The sequence below is a fragment of the Corallococcus llansteffanensis genome (assembly GCF_003612055.1).
In the GTDB taxonomy this organism is placed as follows: domain Bacteria; phylum Myxococcota; class Myxococcia; order Myxococcales; family Myxococcaceae; genus Corallococcus; species Corallococcus llansteffanensis.
The window spans coordinates 1-6683 of record NZ_RAWB01000548.1 but is presented as its reverse complement, the minus strand read 5'-3'; the positions used below and the strand labels follow the sequence as shown (position 1 = coordinate 6683).

Annotated in this window: 5 protein-coding genes; 4 read left to right on the top strand and 1 reads right to left on the bottom strand. The window is 72.0% G+C overall.

Annotated elements, in window-relative coordinates; translation table 11 throughout:
• The first annotated feature begins 237 nt into the window (after positions 1 to 237).
• The 4 genes from D7V93_RS34695 to D7V93_RS34680 all read left to right on the top strand — a co-directional run bounded on the left by D7V93_RS34695 (position 238) and on the right by D7V93_RS34680 (position 5866).
• Positions 238 to 3009 carry a protein kinase domain-containing protein gene (locus tag D7V93_RS34695; RefSeq protein ID WP_120647451.1) on the top strand — a complete coding sequence of 924 codons (2772 nt, stop codon included), beginning with the start codon at positions 238 to 240 and terminating at the stop codon, positions 3007 to 3009.
• 120 nt (positions 3010 to 3129) lie between these two features.
• Complete coding sequence (locus tag D7V93_RS34690; RefSeq protein ID WP_244237685.1) at positions 3130 to 4389, top strand: sigma 54-interacting transcriptional regulator; 1260 nt, start codon at positions 3130 to 3132, stop codon at positions 4387 to 4389.
• A gap of 58 nt (positions 4390 to 4447) precedes the next feature.
• Positions 4448 to 5380: a cysteine peptidase family C39 domain-containing protein gene (locus D7V93_RS34685; protein ID WP_120647450.1), complete on the top strand. Its 933-nt coding sequence runs from the start codon at positions 4448 to 4450 to the stop codon at positions 5378 to 5380.
• A gap of 18 nt (positions 5381 to 5398) precedes the next feature.
• Positions 5399 to 5866 carry a DcrB-related protein gene (locus tag D7V93_RS34680; RefSeq protein ID WP_120647449.1) on the top strand — a complete coding sequence of 156 codons (468 nt, stop codon included), beginning with the start codon at positions 5399 to 5401 and terminating at the stop codon, positions 5864 to 5866.
• A gap of 3 nt (positions 5867 to 5869) precedes the next feature.
• Here D7V93_RS34680 and D7V93_RS45385 read toward each other — a convergent pair.
• Positions 5870 to 6683 (bottom strand): hypothetical protein (locus tag D7V93_RS45385; RefSeq protein ID WP_120647448.1); only part of this gene is annotated, 814 nt, incomplete at its 5' end.

Genomic DNA, 6683 nt, shown 5'->3' with positions numbered 1-6683 from the left:
CACCAGGAGGGGGAAGAGAGAGAACTGCGATGCACGGACCCGTTGCGGCTGTCGTGCCACCGCGCCCCATGTCTGTTTCCAGGGGTTTGTCTCGCACCTTGCCCCCGCCCCCTGATGACCGCGCTCCGGTCCCTGATGACCACCGTCACCAGGCAGGCGGCCTGGACGGCGCACCGCGGCAGAACATGCGGCGCCCACGAGAGCCGAGGGTAGAGTCGCGGATCAGGTGGACCGCCCATGACAAAGAGAGACACCGGCAGGGGAGGCCCAGGCACGGGCCCTTTGGACTCCGCGCGCTCGGGCGCGGGCACGGGACGGGGGACGGGCCCCCACGCGGGGCGTGCCCCCGAGGACGTGCCGCCCGTTCCGCAGGTGGGCCGCTACCTGCTGCTGCGGCGGCTGGGGCAGGGCGGCATGGGCGTGGTGTACGCCGCCTATGATCCGGACCTGGACCGCAAGGTGGCCCTCAAGCTGCTGCACCCGAACGCGCAGGGGGACGCCGAGGAGGCGCGCTCGCGGCTGCTGCGTGAAGCGCAGGCCATGGCGCGCGTCTCCCATCCCAACGTCATCCCCGTCTTCGACGTGGGCATGTGGGGCGACCAGGTCTTCGTCGCGATGGAGCTGGTGGACGGCGGCACGCTGGGCACCTGGCTGAAAGCAGCGAAGCGGCCGTGGCGCGAGGTGCTGGAGCGCTACCTGGCGGCGGGACGCGGGCTCCAGGCCGCGCACGACGCGGGGCTGGTGCACCGCGACTTCAAGCCCGCCAACGTGCTGGTGAGCCGCGCGGGCCGCGTCTACGTGACGGACTTCGGGCTGGCGCGGCAGGTGGGGGAGACCTCCTCGGAGGAGTCGTCCCCGGAGGAGGCGGAGGTCCTCCAGGGCGCGGACCGGCGGATGCTGGAGACCACGCTCACCGAGGCGGGCCTGCTCGTGGGCACGCCCAACTACATGTCCCCGGAGCAGTTCCGGGGCACGGCGCTGGACGCGCGCACGGATCAATTCAGCTTCTGCGCGGCACTCTATGGCGCCCTCTACGGCACGCGCCCCTTCGATCCGGGCAGCCTGAAGGCCTACGCATCCAGCCAGAGCGTGGAGGCGGAGGGCACGCAGTCCCTGGGAGGCACGGCGCCGCTGACGGCCCCGATCCCCGCCGCGCCGCCACCCGCGCTGATCCGCGAGCCGCCGCGCGACGTGAAGGTGCCCGCGTGGGTGCGGCAGGCGGTGATGCGCGGCCTGTCGCTGGACGCCGCCGGACGCTTCCCTTCGATGCAGGCGCTGCTGGGTGCGCTCTCGCAGGAGCAGCGTCTGGGGCAGCGCCGGCGCTGGGTGGCGGCGACGGGCGTGGTGACCGCGACGCTGGCGGTGGCCGCGGGCGCGGCGTGGCAGCAGTCCCGGGTGTGCGTGGATGCCGGGGCGCAGATGGACGACGTCTGGACGCCGGAGGCGAAGGCGCGGCTGGAGTCCGCCTTCCGCGCCACCGGCAAGCCCTTCGCGGAGGCCATGGCCCAGCGCACCGTGCAGGTGCTGGAGCAGTACGCGGAGGGCTGGAAGAACCAGCGCGTCCAGGCGTGCGAGGCCACGCGCGTGCAAGGTGTCGTCCCGGAGGATCAATTCGACCGGCAGGTGGTGTGCCTGGAGCGGCGGCGCAAGGACCTGCGCGCCACGGTGGAGCTCTTGGCGGGCGCGGACGCCGCCGTGGTGGAGAAGGCCGTGGACGTGGCGCACGCGCTGCCCACGCTGCACGAGTGCCAGGACGTGGAGGCGCTCGCCGAACAGCAGCGCAGGCCCTCCGACCCCGTCCTGCGCGAGCAGATTGAAAAGCTGGAGGGGAGCCTGTCGGAGGTCCGCGCGCAGGTGGACGCGGGCCGCTACAAGGCGGCGCTCGCGGCGGTGAAGCCCCTGGAGGCCCCGGTGGTGGCCACGGGCTACCTGCCCCTGAGGGCGGAGCTGCGCTTCCACCTGGGCTGGCTCCAGGAGCAGTTGGGGGACTCGCCCGCGGCGTCCCAGCTGCTGTCGCGCGCCGTGTTCGACGCGGAGGCCGGCCGGGCGGACCGGCTGAAGGTCTCCATCCTCAACAAGCTGCTCTATGTGGAGGACGGACAGAAGCACTTCGGCCCGGCGGCGAGCTGGGGCGAGCTCGCGGAGGCCACGCTGCAACGGCTGGGCGGCGAGCCCGTGCTGGAGGCCGACGTCAAGGTGAACCAGGCGAACCTCGCCGTCTCCCAGGGGCACTTCGAGGAGGCCCGCGCGCGGCTGGTGCAGGCGCGCGCCCTCTACGACAAGGCCCTGCCGGCGCAGCACCCCAAGCGCGCGCGGACGCTCTTCCTCCTGGGCCGGGTGATGCGTGAGTTGGGCGAGCCCCCGCAGGCGCTCGCGGTGATGGAGGAGGCGCTCACGCAGACCGAGGCGGTGGTGGGACCGCTCCATCCGGACGTGGCGCGCCGGCACGGCCTCTTGTCCTGGTCCCTGCGCGAATTGAAGCAGGACGACCGGGCGCTGCCGCATGCCCAGGCGGTGGTGGACATCTTCAAGGTCCTCTACGGCGAAGACAGCCCCCAGGTCGCGGAGGCGCTGGACGAGGTGGGCATGTGCCAGCTCGGGTTGAAGCGCTACGACGACGCGCTGAAGACCTACGAGCGGGCGCTGGCCCTCAAGCGCAAGGCGCTGCCCGCGGACGACGAGAAGCTCCAGCCCTCCTATGACGGGGTGGGGCAGGCGCTGCTGGGGCTGGGCCGGGCGCGCGACTCCGTGGAGCCGCTGACGCTGGCGGTGTCCTTCGCCTCCGCGCCCGCGGATGCGCTGGGGGAGTCCGGCTTCGCGCTGGCGCGCGCGCTGTATGAGACGGGACGTCCGCCCGAGGCCCGGGGCGAGGCCACCCGGGCCCGGGGACGCTTCAGCGAAGCGGGGATGGACGCGCGCGTGGGGGAGGTGGACTCGTGGCTCAAGTCCCTTCCGTCGGAGGCGCCCCCTCCGCCTGCCCGCACGCCTGCACGTCCGCGGCGGCGGTGACGGCCCCCAGGCTCGCGGGTCGTGCTAGCGTCCGCCCCCGTGTCGCTGCCCCCCGACGACGATGAGGCGCTCCTGGATGCCACGGCCACCCTGAACCGGGGCCGTGCGGGTCAGGTGCGGATGGTGCTCCGGGTCCTGTCGGGCGCGGAGGCCGGCAAGAGCCACGCGCTCAAGCAGGGCACCTACGTGCTGGGCAAGGCGCCCACGTGCGACATCGTGCTCTCCGACAAGGCCGTGTCGCGCCAGCACCTGCGGCTGGAGGTGCATGACGAGCACGTGCTCGCGACCGACCTGGGCTCGCACAACGGCTCCTTCGTCGAGGGCCTGCGCTTCAGCGCCATGGAGCTGCGCCCCGGCAGCGTCATCACCCTGGGCACCACGGAGCTGAAGCTGGTGCCGGAGGACACGCGCGAGCGCTCGGTGCCGCTGTCCGCGAAGGACCACTTCGGGGCGCTCGTCGGCACCAGCCGCAAGATGCGCGAGGCCTTCACGCTGCTGGAGCGCCTGGCGCCCGGCGGCGCGGACGTGCTCATCCACGGCGAGACGGGCACCGGCAAGGATTTGTGCGCGGAGGCCATCCACCAGCAGAGCCCGCGCGCGAAGGGGCCCTTCGTCATCGTGGACCTGGCGGGCGTGCCGAACACGCTCATCGAGTCGGAGCTCTTCGGCCACGTGAAGGGCTCCTTCACCGGCGCCCAGGGTGACCGCGCCGGCGCCTTCGAGCGCGCGCAGAACGGCACCGTCTTCCTGGACGAGATTGGCGAGCTGCCCCTGGAGTTGCAGCCGCGCCTGCTGCGCGTGCTGGAGCGCCGGCAGGTGAAGCGCGTGGGCGGCAACGACTACTTCACGGTGAACATGCGCGTGGTGGCCGCCTCGCACGTGAACCTGGAGCAGGCCGTCCAGCAGGGGAAGTTCCGCCGCGACCTCTTCCACCGGCTCGCCGTGCTGCGCGTCACGCTGCCCCCGCTGCGCGAGCGGCCGGACGACATCCCGCTCCTCATTGACGCGATGCTCAAGGGGATGGGCCGTCCGCCCAGCGCCCTGTCGGACCAGACGCGCGCGCTGCTCCTCCAGTACCCCTGGCCCGGCAACGTGCGCGAGCTGCGCAACGTGGTGGAGCAGGTGGTGAACCTGGGCGAAGAGGCGCTCCCGGACCTGGAGCCGCCCCAGGACGGCACGCGCAAGGGGCCGGAGCTGGACCTGCCCTTCAAGGAAGCCAAGGAGCACCTCATCGAGGGCTTCGAGCGCGACTACCTGAAGAACCTCATCGAGCGCTGCGAGGGCAACATCTCCCGGGCGGCCCGCGAGGCGGACATCGACCGTGTCTACCTTCGGAAACTCCTGAGGAAGCACGGCCTGGATCCGTCCGGCGACCCTTAACACGGGGCGGCAAAGCAGGTAGGATGGCATCCCCCATCCCCCTTCAGGAGCCCTCCTCTTGAGCGTGAACCTTTCTTCCAACCTCCGCCGTCCCTTCGAGCAGCGGGCGGAGGCGACCCCGGCCGCCCAGCCACAGCAGACCGCGCAGCAGTTGGAGCTGCCGCAGGAGAAGGTGGTCGCCCGGGTGGAGTCCGCACGCACGCCCCAGCAGGTGGAGCAGGCCACGGACGCCTACGCGGCGGTGGGGGACCTGATGCGGGAGTGGTCGAGCCGCTTCCAGGCCGGCGGAGGCGCGTCGGCGCAGGAGCCGGGCTTCAGCGTGGGGCCAGCGGGCGCGCCCGAGGCCCCGGAGATTGGCGGCTGGGAGACGGAGGGCTCGGACTCCTCCGTGCTCAAGCAGACCAAGCAGACCAACTGCGGCGCCGCGGTGGCGGTGATGCTGAGCAAGGATCTGGGCACCGGCAAGACGCAGTCCGTGTCGGACACGCAGAAGATGGACGCGCTGGAGTCGCGCTTCACCGACGGCAAGGGCACGTCGCCACACGAGCTGTCCAACATGCTGGCCAACCAGGGCCTCAAGGTGACGCAGACGTCGGCCGGGCTCGACAAGGACAGCCTGGATCAGGCCCTCGCCCGCGGTGGCAAGGCCGCGGTGATGGTGGACTCCTGCCTGGTGGACCCCACGACGAAGGAAGGCGAGACGGGCCTCGCGCACTGGGTCTCCGTGGAGGGCAAGGACGACCAGGGCCGCTACCTGCTGAAGGACCCCAGCACGGGCACGCGCATCCCGGTGGACGCGCAGCGGCTGGCGGACTCGATGCAGATCAGCTGGGCGAAGCACCAGGGCGGCGGGATGATGCTTGTCGAGAACGCCAACGGGATCGGGGAGCCGCAGGCCGCGGCGGAGAGCGGGCAGAAGGTGGCCTCGATGGGCAACACCGACGGTGTCGGCTCCCGCGCCCAGGCCAACTTCGGCCGCGAGTCCTCCTAGCCAGCTCCTCCTCCCCTCATGGCCATTCCCAGGTCCATCCGTCACGGTCCGCTGCGCGTCGCCCTGCCCGAGGGCTGGTTCGACGCCAGCCAGATTGTCGCCGTGGGGCCGGAAGAGGACGGCTTCCGCTCGAACCTCGTCGTGTCGCTGGAGCCAGCCGTCCCTGGTGAGTCGCTGGAGCAGTACGCCGCGCGGATGCTCGAGGGCGTGCGGTCCGCCACCGACTTCCGCCACGTGTCGGAGAAGAAGGCCACCTTCGGCGCGAACCCGGGCGTGCTGCGCGAGTACACCTTCCGGATGGAGTCGCTCGTCCTCGCGCAGCTCCAGTTCTACGTGCTGCGCGAGCAGGTGGGCTTCACCTTCACGTACACCCAGCTCGCGAACCGGCTGGCCGCGACGCGGTCCGTGGCGGAGTCGCTGCTTGCGTCCGTGACGTTGGATTCGACGGCGGAGCTGGCGCTGCGTCCCACCGTCTTCCGCGCCTGAGCCTCAGACGACCAGGTGCTCCATGGCGCGCAGCCGCAGGAGCTGACGCGCCAGCTCCTGCACGCGCTCCACCTCCTGCTGGCCCAGTGCCTTGCGCAGCGCGTGCTTCAGGTCCGTGGAGGCATTCAACAGCAGCGTGCGCAGCTGGGCGTTGGTGAGCAGCGGGTTGAGGCGCCGCAGGTGGCCCACGAGCGCTCCCAGCTGCGCCAGGGACAGGCCCGCGACCATCACCTCTTTCGCGGAGCCCTCGTCCGGGCTCTGGCTGATGGCGAGCATCCACGGCGACACGAGCAGGGAGCGGGTGAACTCCCGCTCGCAGGGCAGTCCCAGCCGGGCGCACTCCTGCACCAGCGGGCCGGCGTCGTGGCCGGAGATGACGGGCTGGATGCGGGCGGCTTCGTACTTCTGGAGCACCTCGTCGTAGCGCTTGCGCGCGTCGACGCCGGGCGGGGTGCGCTGGAACTCCGCGAAGGCGTCGTGCACCTCGGCCCGGAGCGTGCGCAGGAGCGTGGCGTCGTCGACGGTGGGGGGCTCGCCCAGCGCGATGGCCAGGTACTGCCGGTCGTCGGGGACCGCGCTGGCGGACTTCCACCACTCGTAGGCGACGGAGCTCTCGCTCAGGACCACGGGCAGGGTGACGACGCCCTGGCGGCCGGGGTTGGTGAGGAAGTTGGCCAGCTTCGTCGTCACCTCGGTGAGCCCGCGCTGGAGCCGGTTGAGCAGCGCCAGGCGCAGCTTCGCGCGGCTTTCCAGAGCCTGCTTCGCGGTGTCCGGCGCCCGCCCGTCCGTGGCCGTGCGCTCGCGCGGGGATTCAGAG

Bases quoted from the DNA above. Each gene is read 5' to 3' on its own strand.
- D7V93_RS34690 (WP_244237685.1), top strand. From the start codon at position 3,130: ATGGTGCTCCGGGTCCTGTCGGGCGCGGAGGCCGGCAAGAGCCACGCG.
- D7V93_RS34695 (WP_120647451.1), top strand. From the start codon at position 238: ATGACAAAGAGAGACACCGGCAGGGGAGGCCCAGGCACGGGCCCTTTG.
- D7V93_RS34680 (WP_120647449.1), top strand. From the start codon at position 5,399: ATGGCCATTCCCAGGTCCATCCGTCACGGTCCGCTGCGCGTCGCCCTG.